A 13,952-nucleotide genomic window follows, 5' to 3' on the forward strand; every position below is an offset into this window, starting at 1 on the left:
CCCGCAAAGACCCCACTGCTCCGTCCCACTGCTCCCCCTACCTCCCTACTGGTAGGTCGGAGCTTAGCGAAGGGCCTAGACGAAAGTTAAGTCAGCAACGACCGAAGGTCAGATTCGAACCCCGGGTAGGACACCGCGGCGGCTTCCATCCCGTCGACCGTGACGCCTTCGGCGGACGCAAGGCCCGCCACCGCGCCGAGCATCGCCAGCCGGTGGTCGCCGTGCGAGGCGATCGTCCCGCCGCGCAGCCCGCCGGTGCCCTGGACGACGAAGCCGTCGTCGGTCGCCTCGATGTCGGCCCCCAGGCCGCGCAGGCCGTCGACGACGGTCGCGATCCGGTCCGACTCCTTCACGCGCAGCTCGGCCGCGCCGGTGACGACGGTCTCCCCTTCGGCGAAGCAGCCCAGCAGCGCGACCAGCGGCAGCTCGTCGATCGCCAGCGGCACCTCGTGCGGCTCGACGACCGTCCCGACCAGCGGCCCGGCGGTGACGTCGAGCTCGGTGACAGGCTCGTCGGAGCGGATCGCCGACGCATCGGGCGTCTCGAGGTCGCCGACCACGACGCCGCCCATGCGCTCGAGGATGCGCACGAAGCCGACGCGCGTCCAGTTCGCGCTCATGTCCGAGATGACGATCCGCGAGCCCTTGACGAGCACCGCCGCGGCGATGTGGAACGCGGCCGAGGACGGGTCGCCGGGCACGTGGATGGCGCCGAGCTCGAGCTCGTCGTGCTGCGTGAGGGAGATCCGGTCGCCGTCGCGTGTGATGTGGCACCCCGCGCGGGCGAGCAGGCGCTCGGTGTGGTCACGCGAGGGCTCGGGCTCGACCACGGTGGTCGTGCCCTCGGCGAGCAGGCCGGCCATCAGCACGCACGACTTGATCTGCGCGGACGCGACCGGCAGCGCGTACTCGATGCCACGCAGCTGCGTGCCGCGGACCGTGAACGGGGGCAGCCGGTCGTCGGTCGCCTCGATGTCGGCGCCCATGGCGCGCAGCGGCTTCGCGATCCGGTCCACGGGGCGGCGCCGGATCGACTCGTCACCGTCGAACGTCCACTGCCCGCCGCGCTGGCCGGCGAGCCAGCCGGGAAGCAGCCGCATCAGCGTGCCGGCGTTGCCGACGTCGATGTGCGCGTCGCCCGCGCCGCGCAGCCCCGGCCCGCGGATCGTCAGCGTGCCGGGCGCGCCCTCCTCCACCAGCGCGCCGAGCGCGTGCACGGCGGACAGCGTGGAGCGCGTGTCGGCGGCGTCGAGGTACCCCGTGACGTGCACGGGGTCGGCGGACATCGCGCCGAACAGCGCGGCCCGGTGGGACATCGACTTGTCACCCGGCGCGCGCAGGGTGCCCTTCAGCGGTCCCGACGGATCGAACTTCACGCTCTCACGACCTCCAACCCAAGTTCACGGACAAGACGTTCGGCCTGCTCCGCGACGACGCCGCCGCGGATCCACAGCGCGACCGTGCCGTGGGAGCCGGAAGAGGGATACAGGCCCATGTCGACGATGTCGATCGTCGCGCGGCCCAGGGCCAGGGCGATCTCGGCGACGATGCCGGGCCGGTTGGGGACGAGCACCCGCAGCTCGAGCACCTCGCCCCCGGCCAGGTCGGCTTCGAGCAGCCGGCGGCGGTCCTCGCGGGCGCCGTCGTTCCACGCGGCGATGCCCGCCGCGTCGGCGGTCGCCAGCTGCTCGCGCACGACGGTGAGCCGCGCGACCAGGTCGTCGATCGCGGCGACCAGCGCGTCGGCGTTGGCGGCGTAGATGCCGCCCCAGACGGCGGAGTTCGCGCCGGCGACGCGCGTGACGTCGCGGAACGACGGGCCGGTCGCGGGCAGCCGCTCACCCTCGTCGCCGAGCACGCGCGCCGCCTGGGCGACGAGCACGTTGGCGAGCACGTGCGGGAGATGCGAGACCGACGCCATCACGACGTCGTGCGTCTCGGGTTCGACCGCGGACGGCCATGCACCGATCCGCGTGATGAACCGGTGCAGCTGCTCGAAGTGGCTGCCACGCGTCTCCGTCGTCGGCGTCAGGTACCAGGTGGCGTCGGCGAACAGGTCGGCACGGGCGTGCTCGACGCCCGCCGTCTCCGCCCCGGCGAGCGGATGCCCGCCGATGAACCGGTGGTCGCCGACCTCCTGGACGATGATGCGCTTGACCGACCCGACGTCGGTGACCACGCAGTCCGGGCCGGCCACGGCGAGCACGTCGCGGATCACGCCCGCGAGCACCTGGACGGGCGCGGCCACGAACACGAAGTCCGCGTCCGCGACCGCCGCCTCGAGCGTCGGGCAGGCCTCGACGATCGCGCCGCGTGTGAGCGCAGCGTCCAGCGCACCCGCCGACGGGTCGTAGCCCACCACGTGCGCGCCCAGGCGCTGGCGAGCCGCGAGACCGACCGATCCACCGATCAGCCCGACACCGACGACGGCGACCTTCACGCCGCCGCGCTCAGCACCTTGCCGGCCACGGCCGCCGCGCGCTCCACCTGCTCCAGGTAGGCCGCGAAGTCATCGGCGTAGATCTGCTGCGGGCCGTCGCAGATGGCCTGCTCGGGGTCCGGGTGCACCTCGACGATGATGCCGTCGGCGCCCGCCGCGGCCGCGGCCAGCGACAGCGGCAGCACCATGTCGCGGCGCCCGGGCGCGTGCGAGGGGTCGACGATCACCGGCAGGTGCGAGAGCTCCTTGAGCATCGGGATGGCCATGATGTCGAGTGTGAAGCGGTAGGCGGTCTCGAACGTGCGGATGCCGCGCTCGCACAGCATCACGTTCGGGTTGCCCTCCTTGAGCACGTACTCGGCGGCCATCAGCAGCTCCTCGAGCGTGCTGGAGAGCCCGCGCTTGATCAGCACCGGGCGCCCGGTGCGGCCGATCTCGGCCAGCAACGGGTAGTTCTGCATGTTGCGCGCGCCGACCTGGATGACGTCCGCCACCTCGAGGATCGGCTCCACGTCGCGGGCGTCCATCAGCTCGGTCACGATCGGCAAGCCCGTTCGCTCCTTCGCCTCCGCCAAGAGGTGCAGGCCCTCCTGGCCAAGACCCTGGAACGAGTACGGCGATGAACGCGGCTTGTAGGCGCCGCCGCGGAACATCGACGCCCCGGCGGCGGCCACCGCGTCCGCGGTCGTCAGCACCTGGTCGCGCGACTCGACCGTGCACGGGCCGGCGATCATCGAGAAGTGCTCGCCGCCGATGCGGCGGCCGTCGATCTCGATGACCGAGCGCTCACCCGACTTGAACTGGTTCGAGGAGAGCTTGTACGGGCGCAGGATCGGCACGACCTGCTGCACGCCGGCGTGGCCTTCGAGGCCGAGCCGCTGCACGTGCTCGCGGTCGCCGATCGCGCCGATCACGGTCACCTCGTCGCCCCGCGAGAGGTGCGCGCGGGCGCCGCAGCTCTCGATGCGCTCGACGACGGACTCGATGTCCTCGTTCGTGGCGCCGGGCTTCATGACGATCATCATCTGGATGTGCTCCTACGCAAAAGTCTGGACGAAACGGTACGGCGAGTGGTGTCTCCGGCGCTCGGCCCTTGGGCCCGGTGTGTGCGGACGGAGACGTGTGTCGCCGGCCGAGCGCCTAGCTAAATCGCCAGCCGTAATACGCGTAGGAATACGAGGACGCCACCGGGAGCACGGAAGTGGTGGCGAGCGTCGTCACGGAGATGAGCTTACAGAAGCGGGGCGAGCGCTTCCAGAAATCGCTCGTTCTCGGCCTCGGTCCCGACCGTGACGCGCAGCGCGCCCTCGCGGCCGAGCGCCTCCCCCGAGCGCACGAGCACGCCGGTCATCGACAGGCCGCGCAGCACGTCCGCCTCGGCCACCGTCTCCGGCAGGTCGAACCAGACGAAGTTCGCCTGCGACTCGGCCGGCTCGATGCCCAGCGCGCGCAGCCCGTCCTCCAGCGACGTGCGCTCGGCGAGGTTGCGCTCCACCCGCCGCGTGACCTCGTCCTGGTGGTTGAGCGCCTCCAGCGCCGCGGCCTGGGCGGCGGCGTTGCAGAAGAACGGCTGGCGCACCTGGTCGACGGCGGTCCGGAAGCTCTCGCTGCCACACAGCGCATAGCCGACCCGCAGCCCGCAGAGCCCGTAGACCTTCGAGAACGTGCGCAGCAGGATCAGGTTCGGGTGACGCTCGAGCAGCTGCACCGAGTCGTCGGGGTCCTGCATCACGTTGAACTCGATGTAGGCCTCGTCGAGGATCACGGCGACGTGGCGCGGGACCTTGTTGATGAAGGCCTCGATCTCGTCCAGCGGCAGCGCGGTCGAGGTCGGGTTGTTCGGGTTGCAGACGATCACCAGGCGCGTGGCGGCGGTGATCTCCTCGGCCATCTTGTCGAGCTGGTGGTAGTGCTTGTCGTCGAGCGGGACCTCGATCGCGCGGGCGCCGGACGCCGCCGCGAGGTGCGGGTAGACGCTGAACGACGGCCACGCGTAGACGAGCTCCGCCCCCGGCTCGAGCAGCGCGTCACCGGCCGCGAGCAGGATGTCGCAGGAGCCGTTGCCGATCGCGATCCGCTGCGCCGGCACGCCCGTCACGTCCGACAGCTTCTTGCGCAGGCCGGCGTTGGTCGGGTCCGGGTAGCGGTTGATCCCGGAGAGCGCCTTCGTCGCCGCCTCGATCACGCCGGGCAGCGGCGGATACGGCGACTCGTTGGACGCCATCTTGGCGACCGGACCCTCATACCCGTAGCCCTCGGCCGCGGGGTAGACCGGGATGCGCCTGACCTTCTCGCCGAACTCGATGGGCATGGGCGATCAGGCTAGCTGAGCTTGGAAGCCGTCCAGCAGCCAGCGCAGGCCCAGCTCGAAGTCCGGTGCCGGCATCGGTGAGTCGGCGGCGATGAAGCTCGCCACGAGCGGGAACTCGCCGCTCTCGAGCAGAAGCCGCAGCTCGGGCGTGTCCCAGCTGCGCTGCCGGCGCTCGCCGCCGCTCAGCTCGCGCAGCGTGAAGCCGATCGTGAAGTCGTCGACCGCCCCGGCGAGTGCGCTGAGCAACTCGGGCGGCTGCCCCTCCAGCGACGCCACCGCGCGCGCGGTCTGCTCGATGTGGCGCAGCAGGTTGGGTGTGACCGCGGGGACGTCCTGGAAGATCGGCAGGACCCAGGTGTGGGCGCGGAACATCGCCCGGCTGTGACGCGCGACGGCCTCGACCGCGGGCCGCCAGTCGCCGGGCAGGTCGGGCACCACCATCTCGGCCGCGACCGTGTCGATCATCAGCTCGAGCAGCTCCTCACGGTTCTCGAAGTAGTGGTACAGCGACATCGCGCCGGCGCTCAGCTCACGTGCCAGCCGTCGCATCGACACGGCCTCGAGGCCCTCCGCGTCGGCGACCTCGATCGCCACGCGCACGATGCCCGCCCGCGAGAGCGGTGACTGCCGGCCGCGGCCCTTCGGCTCGGGACGGGCCCAGATCGGCGGCTGGGTTGACACCCGTACAGCGTACCTTTACCGTACGCCGTATGAATTCGTACGCTGTACGAACGGAAGGGCTCGGTCGCCGGTTCGACGCCGTCGACGCCCTGGCCGATCTCGACCTCGAAGTCCGCCCCGGCACCGTGCTCGGCCTGCTCGGCCACAACGGCGCCGGGAAGACCACCGCCGTCCGCATCCTCACGACGCTGCTCGCTCCCACCGCGGGCCGCGCGGTCGTGGCCGGCCGCGACGTGGCGACCGAGCCCGCGGCGGTCCGCGAGCGGATCGCGGTCGCCGGGCAGGACGCGTCGCTGGACGAGCGCCTGACCGGCCGTGAGAACCTGATGCTGCTCGGGCGGCTGCAGGGGCTGCCCAAGCGGGCGGCGGTCGCCGCGACCGCCGAGCTCCTGGAGCGCTTTGGCTTGACGGATGCCGCTGACCGCGTCCTCGGCACCTACTCCGGCGGCATGCGCCGCCGGCTGGACCTGGCGGCGTGCCTGGTCGTGCGCCGCCCCGTCGTGTTCCTCGACGAGCCGACCACGGGCCTGGACCCCGCGTCGCGCGCGGACATGTGGGGCGCGATCGCCGACCTGGTCACCGACGGCGCCGCGCTCATCCTCACCACGCAATACCTGGAGGAGGCCGACCGGCTCGCCGATCAGATCGTCGTGCTGAGCGGCGGGCGCACCGTCGCCGAGGGCACGCCGGCCGAGCTCAAGCGGCGCGTCGGCGATCGCCGCATCCACCTGACGCTCGACGACGTCGAGACCGCAGCCGTCCGGCTCGCCCGCCTGGACCCGGAGGTGGACGCCCGCACGCGCCGGCTGTCCGTGCCCGCGCCCGGCGGCCCGGACGACCTGCGCGCGATCCTCGACGAGCTCGACGACCTCGACGTCGAGGAGGCCGCGCTGTCCCAGCCCACGCTCGACGACGCGTTCTTCGCGTTGACGGCCGCGGCATGAGCACCGTGCACGAGGTCCGGCTGCTCGCCGGCCGCAGCCTGCGCCACATCCCGCGCATCCCCGAGAAGGTGTTCGGGGCGCTGGCGATGCCGCTCGTGTTCGTGCTGCTGTTCGCCTACGTCTTCGGCTCCGCGATCGATGTGCCCGGCGGCGGCGACTACCACGAGTATCTGGTGTCCGGCATCTTCGCCCAGTCGATGATCGGCACGCTCCCGGGGATCTCCGTCGGCGTCGCGTCCGACATCCGCTCGGGGCTGATGGACCGCCTGCGCGCCCTGCCGATCAAGCGCTTCTCGGTGGTCGCCGGCCGCACGATCGCCGAGCTGGTCGAGCTGATCGCGGGCGTGGTCGTCGTCGCGCTCTGTGGCCTGCTGGTCGGCTGGGCGCCACACGGCTCGGTGCTGGACACGCTCGGCGCGTTCGGCCTGCTGCTGGTCCTCGCGTTCGCGGTGACGTGGGCGGGCGTGTGGGTCGGCCTGATGGTGCGCGACCCCGACGGCGCGGACGGGATCGCCATGAGCGTGATCTTCCCGCTGATGTTCCTGAGCGGGATCTTCGTGCCGGTCGCGGGCCTGCCGGACGGGCTGCGCCAGATCGCGGAGTGGAACCCGGTCACCGCGCTCGCGCAGGCGACGCGCGAGCTGTTCGGCTCCCCCACCGGGCCCGTGCCCGACGTCTGGCCGCTGCAGCACCCGGTGCTGGCGTCGCTCGCCTGGGCGGCCGTGCTGCTGGCGATCTTCGTGCCGCTGTCCGTGCGGCGCTATCGCTCGCTCGGCTACTGAGCGCCGGCGAGGTCCAGCCGGAGCTTGGCCGCTTCGCCGAGGTAGACGTGCTCGGCGGGGCGGTCCATGTAGGCGTGGATCATCACGCGGATGATCTTCGGCAGCGCGCCGGGCACCGGGATCTCCCGCGCGCACAGCAGCGGCACGGAGCTCAGGCCCATCGCGCGGGCCGCGGCCGCCGGGAACTGCGCGTCGAGGTCCGGCGTGAGCGTGAAGATGCAGCTGACGAGGTCGTCGGCGGCGAGCTGGTTGCGCTCGAGGATCTCGCGCATCAGCTTGTCGGTCGCCGCGAGGATGTCCTCGGCGGTGTTCGACTTGACCTCGTTGGCTCCGCGTAGGGCGACGACCCGCATGGCGTCCGCCATTCAACCAAGCTCCCGGAGGCGCTCGACCTCAGGTTGGCCCAACTTGCGGAACTCACCCGGCTGCAGCGAGCCGATGCGCAGCGGCCCGAAGGCCACGCGCTCGAGCGTGTAGACGCGATGGCCGACCGCTTCGAGCATCCGCTTGACCTGGCGCTTGCGGCCCTCGTGGATGGTCAGCTCGACCACGCCGGAGGAGACGTTGCGGACCTTCGCGGGCGCGGTCATGCCGTCCTCGAGCAGGACGCCGTCGCGCAGCGCCTTCAGCGCGGGCTCGTTGACCGGGGCGTTGGCGACGCGGGCCCGGTACGTGCGCGGCACCTCGAACGAAGGATGCGTGAGCTTGTGCGCGAGATCGCCGTCGTTGGTCAGCAGGATCAGGCCGGTGGTGTCGAAGTCCAGGCGGCCGACCGGGTACAGCCGCTGCGACGAGGGCACGAGCGAGACCACGGTCTGCCGGTCCTGGGGGTCCTTGGCCGTGGACACGTAGCCCGCCGGCTTGTTGACGAGGTAGACGACGAGCGTCTGGCTGGAGGTCTTGACCCGCTTGCCGTCGACCTTGACGGTGAGCTCGTCGTGGACGTCGCGGGCGGGGTCGGTGACCACCTTGCCGTTCACGGTCACGCGGCCGTCGGCGATGATCAGCTCCGAGGCGCGGCGGGAGGCGACTCCGGCGTGGGCGAGGTACTTGGCAAGGCGCATTTCTAGGGCTGCCACCATAGAGGGCGTGGATCTGCAGCTCCTGGACAGCACCCTGGCCGATCAACCCGCGTTCCGTGCCCGCCAGGTGTGGCGCTGGGCGTCCCAGGGCGCGCAGAGCTACGACGCGATGACCGACCTGCCGGCGGCGCTGCGCGCGAAGCTGGCCGAGGAGGTCCCGTTCAGCACGCTCGAGCTCGTGCGTGAGGCGCACGCGAGCGACGGCACGGTCAAGGCGCTGTTCCACACCAAGGACGGCCGCGCCGTCGAGGCCGTGCTGATGCGTTACAAGGACGGGCGCCGCTCGATCTGCGTCAGCTCCCAGTCGGGCTGCCCGCTGACGTGCACGTTCTGCGCGACCGGCAAGATGAAGTTCGGCCGCAACCTCACCGCGTCGGAGATCCTCGACCAGGTGCTGCACTTCCGCCGCATCGAACCGGTCAACCACCTCGTGTTCATGGGCATGGGCGAGCCGATGATGAACCTCGACAACGTGCTCGAGGTCTGCCGCAAGCTGCCGGACGTCGGGATCACGCATCGCCGCACCGGCATCTCCACGGTCGGCTGGGTCCCGGGCATCAAGCGCCTGACCGAGAGCGACATGCCGATCCGGCTCGCGCTCTCCCTGCACGCCCCCGAGGAGGATCTGCGCTCGCAGATCATGCCCGTCAACGAGCGCTACTCGATGCAGGAGGTGCTCGACGCGTGCGAGGCCTTCTACGAGAAGAAGCGCCGCATGGTCTTCATCGAGTACGTGATGCTCGCCGGCGTCAACGACGGCTACGCGCAGGCCGTCAAGCTCGCGCAGGTGCTCGACCCGAAGATCTACAAGCTGAACCTGATCCCGTACAACCCGACGGACTCGATCTACGACGGGTCCTCGCGGAACGCGATCGAGGCGTTCAAGGCCGCGCTCGAGGAGCACGGCCTGAGCGCCACGGTCCGGCTGACCCGAGGCCGCGACATCGACGCGGCCTGTGGGCAGCTGGCGGCTAAGACCCCGATGCCGGCTTCAGCGGCGTCGTCGTAGTCAGCACCTTGCCGGCCGCGTCGTAGGCGCGGAAGGCCACGACGGCCGGCTTGGCGGTCGCGGTCACGGCGGTCTCGAAGCCGCCGGTGTTGGCGGAGCCGAGCGGCGTGAGCGCGTTGGGGTTCGCGCCCCCCAGGAGCTCCCAGCGGGCGACCTCGGTCGCGCCGTTCCAGCTCACGCGCGCCGTGACCTTGCCACCGGCGGCGGTCGCGACGACCTTCGGCGGCGTCGCCGGCGTGCCGACCCACGGGTAGCGGAACGCGCGGTAGTTGTCGTTGCCCCGGGCGATCCGGCCGTCGAAGACGACGTTGCCCTGCGGGTCGAACTCGGTGAACCACCGCTGCGAGCCCCAGCCGACGAACAGGTTGCCGTTCGGCAGCGTCTCGACGTTGCCCTGGCTGGCCGACAGGAGGCCGAGCGGGTGCTTGAAGGCGCGCGTCAGGGTCGCCGTCTTGGCCTGCTCGTCCAGGCGGACGTTGATCACGCGCGAGCTCTTGCGCGTCGGCGGCGCCGCCGAGTTGTCGTAGATGTTGATCGTGCCGTCGGCCTGCTGGCGGGCGCTGTGCTGCCAGTCGAAGCGGACGCCCTTGCCGAGCTTGAAGTCGGACTTCTTGCCGCCCAGACGCCACAGGATCTTGCCGGTTCGACGGTCGATCTTGTACACGCCGGACGTGTTGCGCGCGGAGATCAGGAAGTTGCCGTCGGGCGTGACCTCGGCCGAGTTGACGTGGAAGTACTCCCACTCGAAGCCGCGCCCCGTCGGCGGCTGGACGTTCGACTCGTTGGGCGAGACGTTCCCGAAGGAGTGCCACTCGAACAGGACGGCGCCCGTGCGCAGGTCGATCTCCTGGACGATGTTGTCGACGATGCGCGCGTCGCGGGGGCCGCCCCACGGGCGCAGGTCACGCTTGAAGCGCTCGTAGGAGAGGACGATCGCCGTGTTCTGCGGCGTGAGCGTGAACTCGTGCAGGTCGAACGAGTAGCCGTTGCCGGCGGTGACCGTCGCCACCCGCTTGTAGTTGGTGTCGTACACCTGGCCGACGCCGTCGCCGTCGCCGACGAACAGCTGGCCCTCCCACCACGTCAGCACCGGCTTGCCGCCGAGCTGCTGGACGCGGAAGTCCGCCGGGATCTTGCCGGGCGTGGCCTTGAACCAGACCGTCTGCCCCTTGTCGTTGATGATCATCGGGCCGTCCTGACCGCGTCCCGCCTTCGGGGCGAGGAACACCAACCCGGGCGCACGGCCCGGCTTGGCCGTGGTGACGGTCACGGACGGCGGCTCGAGGTCCGGGCGGGTCGCGAACGTCTGCACGTTCCCGCGCCCCACGTTCGGCAGCTCCACCGGGCGCGCCTTGCGCGTCGTGAGGTCGCCGATGCTGATCTTGAAGTCGCCGTCGGTCGCGCCGACGATGTCGCGGTCGGTCGTGACGGTCACCGTCTCGTTCGGCTCGAACGGCTTGGACGGCACGAAGCTGACGCCGTTGCCGTCGGAGTGGGCGAGCAGCTTGCCCGTGTGGGTGCCGCTCTCGGAGCCGCGCACGGTGATCGTGCCCAGCGAGGAGGCGGTGCCGCCGCGGAACGAGAACGTGGTCTTCTCGCCGGCCGTCAGCGTGCCGGGGACCGGGTACACCGAGAACGCCGGCGTCTGTGCCTGCGCTTGCGACAGGACGAGGGTGGTGCCGCCCAACAGGGCAGCGGTCGCGCCGAGCGCGAGGGACAGGTTCCGCACCCTCACGGCAACTCGTGATCGGTTGAGAAGTTGCGCTGCGGGTATACCGGCCACGATTTTCGCTTCCGCCTCACTCGTCGGTTGGGCCGCGTTGATCGTGGCCATCGTCTGTCTCCTCGCGTTCGATCTGTTCTTCGCGCACCGCGGAGAGAGCGAAGTATCCCTACGGAGGGCCGCGGGGTGGTCCGCTTGGTGGATGGTCGTCGGCGTCGCGTTCGCGCTGGTCGTGCTGGCGCTGATCGGCAGCGCGGAGGCCGGCAGCTATCTCGCCGGGTTCCTGATGGAGAAGGCGCTGTCGCTGGACAACGTGTTCGTGATCGCCGTGCTGCTCGGCACGTTCGCGGTTCCTCAGGCGCTGAAGGCCGACGTGCTGACGTTCGGCATCGCGGTCGCGCTGATGCTGCGCACCGTCTTCATCTTCGCCGGCGTCACGCTGCTCGAGCTCTTCCACCCCGCCCTGTACGTGATGGGCGCGCTGCTCGTGTACACCGGCGTCCGGCTCTTCCGGTCGAGCGACACCGGCGAGGACTTCGCCGACGGGCGCGCGATGCGCACGCTCCGGCGGGTGCTGCCGGTCGGCGAGGACTACAAGGACCGGCGGATCATCCACCGCGAGGACGGCCGCCGGGTCGCCACGCCGCTGCTGGCCGCCCTGCTCGCGGTCGCGCTCGCCGACGTCATCTTCGCCATCGACTCGATCCCGGCCGTGCTGTCGATCACCACCGACACGTTCCTGATCTTCGCCGCCAACGCGTTCGCGCTGCTCGGCCTGCGGGCGCTCTACTTCCTGCTCGACGGCATGGCGCAGCGGTTCGAGTACCTGCACTACGGCCTGGGCGCGCTGCTCGTCTTCGTGGGCGTGAAGATGCTGCTCGAGGACGTGGTCGGACACCTGCCGGTGTGGGTGTCGCTCGGCGTGATCGTGGCGACGCTCGGCGCGTCCGTCGGGGCTTCGCTGGTGCTCTCGGGCCGCAAGTCGGCCCGCGCGGCCTAGCTCCCGGCCCTGAGCGCTGCGAGCTGGCCGAAGGCCGAGCGGTCGAAGCGCCCGGTCGGCTCCTGTTCGTCGGCCTCGAGCTCGGCGTTGCGCCGCTGGAGCCCGCGCGTGGCCTCGACGACGATCACGATCGCGAAGATCGCCGCGACGATGCCCAGCACCAGGCCGAGCAGCCCGACGTACCAGTCGTGGCCGAGCCACCAGAAGCTGAACGACACCCAGCCCCACGCCTGGAACGACACCCACCACACGGCCGGCAGCGCCTCGTTGCCGAGCCGCGCGGCACGCCACACGTCGTGCACCATCTGCAGCGGCCGGTAGAGGTTCAGGACCGGCACGAACCAGGACGTCACGGCCCAGCTGTGGTCGAAGCGGTCGCTCCCCTGGTCGACCGACGACGCGTTCCAGTACGCGCGCTTGAGCCAGCTGATGAAGAAGCCGCCGACCAACAGGTTGACCACGATCGCGACGAACGACAGCACCCACAGCCACACGGGGAGCTCGAGGTACGGGGCGCCCACCGCCAGCACGACGGTGACCAGCGAGCACGCGAGGAACACGCCGAGCGCGACGGTGACCTCGAGCATGCGGGAGCGGAGCGGTAGGAAGGCGCGTCTCATGCGCACGCCTTGGTACCCCGCGTTCAGGAGTGCCTAACCGGAGGTGCGGGCCTCGCCCGCGCGCAGCAGCCGGTCCCGCAGCGCCTGCGCCTCTTCCGGGCTCGGATCCCACTGCGCGACGTCCGGCAGCGCCTCCGGCGAGTCCAGCCCGAAGAGCTTCAGGAACAGCGGCGTCGTGCGGTACAGCACCGCGCCGAACTGGGAGCGCCCCGCCTCCTCGATCAGGCCGCGGTCGGCCAGGGCGGTGGTGGCGCTCTCGCTGGCGACGCCGCGGATGCGCGCGACCTCCGGCCGGCTGACCGGCTGCAGGTAGGCCACGATCGCCAGCGTCTCGGCCTGGGCGGGCGTGAGCGCCGGGGTGCGGGGCCGGGACAGCAGCCGCCGCGCGGACTCCTCGGCGTCCGGGTGGGACGCGAGCACGACGCCGCCGCCGATCCGCTTGAGCACGAGGCCGCGGCCGTCCAGCGCGCCTTCGAGCGTCACGAGCGCGTTGGTGACGGCCTCCTCGGACGTCTGCAGCGCGTCCGCGAGCTCCTCGGTGGAGACCGGGTCGGGCGCGAGGAACAGAAGGGCCTCGATCCGCGCGGCCAGGGTGAGCGGGGCGCTCACGCGGCCTCGGCCTCCGCGGCCGCCGGGACGGGGCTGCCGACGTGGACGGTGATCTCGCCGAACGGCTCGTCCTGCTCCCACGACGCCTCGCCGCGCTTGTAGAGCTCGAGCAGCGCGAACACCGTGACGCAGATGGTCACGCGGTCGGCGTCCTTGACGGCCTCCTCGAACGAGAACGAGCTGGCGCGCTTGAGCAGGCCGCGCAGGTGCTGGAGGCGCTCGCCGACCGTCACGCGCGGCATCGCCATGTGCGAGAGGTCGATCGGCTTGGGCATGCGCAGCAGCGACCCGATCGCCGCGCCGAGCACGGACGGCTCGTAGGCGCCGGCGGTGACCTCCCCCGGGCCGAGCTTGTGCGGCGCGCTGCGGTACAGGAAGCCGCGCTCGTGCTCCTGGAGCTTGGCGAGGTGCGCGCCGGCCGCGCGGAAGCGGGCGTACTGGAGCATCCGCTCGATGAGCTCCTCGGCGGCCTCGGCGGGCGCCAGCTCGTCCAGCTCCTCGACCTCCTCGCCGGGCAGCATCAGCCGCGACTTGAGCTCCAGCAGCGCCGCGATCAGCACCAGGAACTCGGTCGCGGACTCGAGGTCCAGCTGCGCGGTCGCCTCCAGGTGGTCCAGGTAGGTGACGACGATCTCCGCCAGGTCGACCTCGAGCAGGTCCAGCTCCTCCCGCAGGATCAGCGAGAGGAGCAGGTCGAACGGACCGGCGAAGACGTCGAGGTCCAGCTCGAGCTCGGCGAGTCTCACATGGG

15 protein-coding genes are annotated in these 13,952 nt (G+C 71.2%); 4 read left to right on the forward strand and 11 right to left on the reverse strand.

What is annotated here, in order from left to right; translation table 11 throughout:
• Window positions 1-86: 86 nt before the first annotated feature.
• The 5 genes from aroA to C8N24_RS29795 all read right to left on the reverse strand — a co-directional run bounded on the left by aroA (window position 87) and on the right by C8N24_RS29795 (window position 5,432).
• The gene (gene aroA, locus C8N24_RS29775) at window positions 87-1,376 is read right to left on the reverse strand and encodes a 3-phosphoshikimate 1-carboxyvinyltransferase (protein WP_121257112.1); all 1,290 of its coding nucleotides are present in this window, start codon (window positions 1,374-1,376) and stop codon (window positions 87-89) included.
• The gene (locus C8N24_RS29780) at window positions 1,373-2,440 is read right to left on the reverse strand and encodes a prephenate dehydrogenase/arogenate dehydrogenase family protein (RefSeq protein WP_121257114.1); all 1,068 of its coding nucleotides are present in this window, start codon (window positions 2,438-2,440) and stop codon (window positions 1,373-1,375) included. Before C8N24_RS29780 ends, aroA begins: the two co-directional genes overlap by 4 nt.
• Window positions 2,437-3,465, reverse strand: coding sequence for a 3-deoxy-7-phosphoheptulonate synthase (gene aroF, locus C8N24_RS29785; protein WP_170179512.1), 1,029 nt, complete (start codon window positions 3,463-3,465; stop codon window positions 2,437-2,439). Before aroF ends, C8N24_RS29780 begins: the two co-directional genes overlap by 4 nt.
• Window positions 3,466-3,671: 206 nt before the next feature.
• Window positions 3,672-4,751 carry a histidinol-phosphate transaminase gene (gene hisC, locus C8N24_RS29790; RefSeq protein ID WP_121257116.1) on the reverse strand — a complete coding sequence of 360 codons (1,080 nt, stop codon included), beginning with the start codon at window positions 4,749-4,751 and terminating at the stop codon, window positions 3,672-3,674.
• Window positions 4,752-4,757: 6 nt separating this feature from the next.
• The gene (locus tag C8N24_RS29795) at window positions 4,758-5,432 is read right to left on the reverse strand and encodes a TetR/AcrR family transcriptional regulator (RefSeq protein WP_121257118.1); all 675 of its coding nucleotides are present in this window, start codon (window positions 5,430-5,432) and stop codon (window positions 4,758-4,760) included.
• A gap of 29 nt (window positions 5,433-5,461) precedes the next feature.
• On the opposite strand from C8N24_RS29795, the gene C8N24_RS29800 reads away from it, so the two are divergent.
• Both C8N24_RS29800 and C8N24_RS29805 read left to right on the forward strand, forming a co-directional pair.
• Window positions 5,462-6,376 carry an ATP-binding cassette domain-containing protein gene (locus C8N24_RS29800; RefSeq protein WP_121257120.1) on the forward strand — a complete coding sequence of 305 codons (915 nt, stop codon included), beginning with the start codon at window positions 5,462-5,464 and terminating at the stop codon, window positions 6,374-6,376.
• Window positions 6,373-7,158 carry an ABC transporter permease gene (locus tag C8N24_RS29805; protein ID WP_121257122.1) on the forward strand — a complete coding sequence of 262 codons (786 nt, stop codon included), beginning with the start codon at window positions 6,373-6,375 and terminating at the stop codon, window positions 7,156-7,158. Before C8N24_RS29800 ends, C8N24_RS29805 begins: the two co-directional genes overlap by 4 nt.
• On the opposite strand, the gene aroH is transcribed toward C8N24_RS29805, so the two are convergent.
• Window positions 7,152-7,511 carry a chorismate mutase gene (gene aroH / locus C8N24_RS29810; RefSeq protein ID WP_121258132.1) on the reverse strand — a complete coding sequence of 120 codons (360 nt, stop codon included), beginning with the start codon at window positions 7,509-7,511 and terminating at the stop codon, window positions 7,152-7,154. The genes C8N24_RS29805 and aroH overlap by 7 nt on opposite strands.
• A 12-nt stretch (window positions 7,512-7,523) precedes the next feature.
• Entirely contained in the window at window positions 7,524-8,222 is a 699-nt protein-coding gene (locus C8N24_RS29815; RefSeq protein WP_121257124.1) for a pseudouridine synthase, read from the reverse strand.
• Window positions 8,223-8,247: 25 nt separating this feature from the next.
• On the opposite strand from C8N24_RS29815, the gene rlmN reads away from it, so the two are divergent.
• Window positions 8,248-9,249, forward strand: a complete 1,002-nt coding sequence (gene rlmN / locus C8N24_RS29820) for a dual-specificity RNA methyltransferase RlmN (RefSeq protein WP_211340182.1) — start codon at window positions 8,248-8,250, stop codon at window positions 9,247-9,249.
• Here the strand turns inward: rlmN and C8N24_RS29825 are convergent.
• Complete coding sequence (locus C8N24_RS29825) at window positions 9,212-10,984, reverse strand: arylsulfotransferase family protein (RefSeq protein WP_170179513.1); 1,773 nt, start codon at window positions 10,982-10,984, stop codon at window positions 9,212-9,214. The two genes, rlmN and C8N24_RS29825, sit on opposite strands and share 38 nt — an antisense overlap.
• On the opposite strand from C8N24_RS29825, the gene C8N24_RS29830 reads away from it, so the two are divergent.
• Window positions 10,926-11,972 (forward strand): TerC/Alx family metal homeostasis membrane protein, encoded by a 1,047-nt coding sequence (locus tag C8N24_RS29830; protein ID WP_281272679.1) that lies wholly within the window; start codon window positions 10,926-10,928, stop codon window positions 11,970-11,972. The two genes, C8N24_RS29825 and C8N24_RS29830, sit on opposite strands and share 59 nt — an antisense overlap.
• On the opposite strand, the gene C8N24_RS29835 is transcribed toward C8N24_RS29830, so the two are convergent.
• Genes C8N24_RS29835 through C8N24_RS29845 form a run of 3 tightly spaced genes read right to left on the reverse strand, consistent with a single transcriptional unit; the run spans window position 11,969 to window position 13,947 of the window.
• Window positions 11,969-12,592 (reverse strand): DUF4328 domain-containing protein, encoded by a 624-nt coding sequence (locus C8N24_RS29835; RefSeq protein ID WP_121257130.1) that lies wholly within the window; start codon window positions 12,590-12,592, stop codon window positions 11,969-11,971. The genes C8N24_RS29830 and C8N24_RS29835 overlap by 4 nt on opposite strands.
• 33 nt (window positions 12,593-12,625) lie before the next feature.
• On the reverse strand, window positions 12,626-13,201 hold the full coding sequence (scpB, locus tag C8N24_RS29840; RefSeq protein WP_121257132.1) for an SMC-Scp complex subunit ScpB: 576 nt from the start codon (window positions 13,199-13,201) through the stop codon (window positions 12,626-12,628).
• Window positions 13,198-13,947, reverse strand: coding sequence for a segregation and condensation protein A (locus C8N24_RS29845; RefSeq protein WP_121257134.1), 750 nt, complete (start codon window positions 13,945-13,947; stop codon window positions 13,198-13,200). The genes scpB and C8N24_RS29845 overlap by 4 nt, the downstream gene beginning before the upstream one ends.
• Between the last annotated feature and the right edge of the window lie 5 nt (window positions 13,948-13,952).

The sequence above is a fragment of the Solirubrobacter pauli genome (genome assembly GCF_003633755.1).
In the GTDB taxonomy this organism is placed as follows: Bacteria; Actinomycetota; Thermoleophilia; order Solirubrobacterales; family Solirubrobacteraceae; genus Solirubrobacter; species Solirubrobacter pauli.